Genomic DNA, 1,202 nt, shown 5'->3' with positions numbered 1-1,202 from the left:
GCAGAAGCTTGTGCTTGAATTTTAAGTATAAGACCGCGATATTAGTCTGCACATAGCATCTTGAAAGTGTCTCTTTATTGGCTAATAGCACATTAATTTAATATATAGTGCCTATAAAAGAGTTGGCCATATTTGATAACGATGGCTAGAAGACAAGTATCATTTATAATGTTAATAGATGCTTATTAACCAAACGATAAGGCAAGTTTTTCATGGGGCTATGGATCGCAGTCGTCATTGTACTATTTGTATTAGGGAGTATGATGGCGCTTAAACCAAACGGTATTGATCAGCGTTTAGATAAGCTGCGTATGACAGCGCGTCGTCTACAACTTCATCCAAAGCTTGTGGCTTGTCCTGATTGGATCAAAGGCCGTGACAATGAGTATGGTCGCGGGATGCTTGGTCAGTACTGCCTTGTGTTAGAGGATACACAGCTGCCGCATATGCGTTATCAAGTTATTGATGGCCAATGGCGACCAGACAGCAATTTTATCGATACGAGTACAGATGATAGTAAGCTTACGATTCCAAGTGTGATTCGTAATCATCAAGCTAGTAACAGTACGGTACTCAAAAAAACCAATTTTGCTCTAGATAAAGCGCCGCTGGATTTGCCTGTTAGTATCGAGCCATTTGTAAAAGGTCTGCTGACTAAATCTAACAGCATTGTTATATATTGGGAAGATATCGCTTATGTTCGTCCATTGACCAATCCTAATTACCAATCAAAAATGATTGAAACTGACTTACTTGCACTCAAAGAAAACCTTGAAAAGTGGGCCTTAACCATGCGAAAACAGCCATAATCATATAAAACGGTCATGAAGCTGGTAAAGGGTTTTTTCATCTCCATTAAGGGATATTGAGCAGACGTTTTTGGCAAACTCTAAATTATTTAAAGTTGACAGTTTCACTATTAGCAGTGTAACGTCTTTATAACCGTATTTTTGTTTTATGGTTATTGTTTGTTAAGTAAACATTTTTAATGGCAGCTATTACTACAATAAAACGCTGAACTATTATCATTAGTCAATAAAATTGCCATGCTGCTGAATTTATCCTTACTTTTAATCTACTTATATTATGGTGTCGTCACATATGGCAAAAACTACAACTAAAAAGAAGGCAACTGCTGCTGATAAACCGAAAGGTAAGTCTTTAGTTATTGTCGAATCACCAGCCAAGGCCAAAACCATCAA

At 37.4% G+C, this 1,202-nt stretch carries 1 protein-coding gene; it reads left to right on the top strand.

Annotated elements, in window-relative coordinates:
• Positions 1-212: 212 nt before the first annotated feature.
• On the top strand, positions 213-809 hold the full coding sequence (locus tag ACS8FD_RS15550; protein WP_439261670.1) for a hypothetical protein: 597 nt from the start codon (positions 213-215) through the stop codon (positions 807-809).
• The last annotated feature ends 393 nt before the right edge of the window (positions 810-1,202 follow it).

The organism is Psychrobacter sp. 1U2 (genome assembly GCF_051847575.1).
This window is presented reverse-complemented; position numbering and strand designations above follow the sequence as displayed.

Bases quoted from the DNA above. Each gene is read 5' to 3' on its own strand.
- ACS8FD_RS15550 (WP_439261670.1), top strand. From the start codon at position 213: ATGGGGCTATGGATCGCAGTCGTCATTGTACTATTTGTATTAGGGAGT.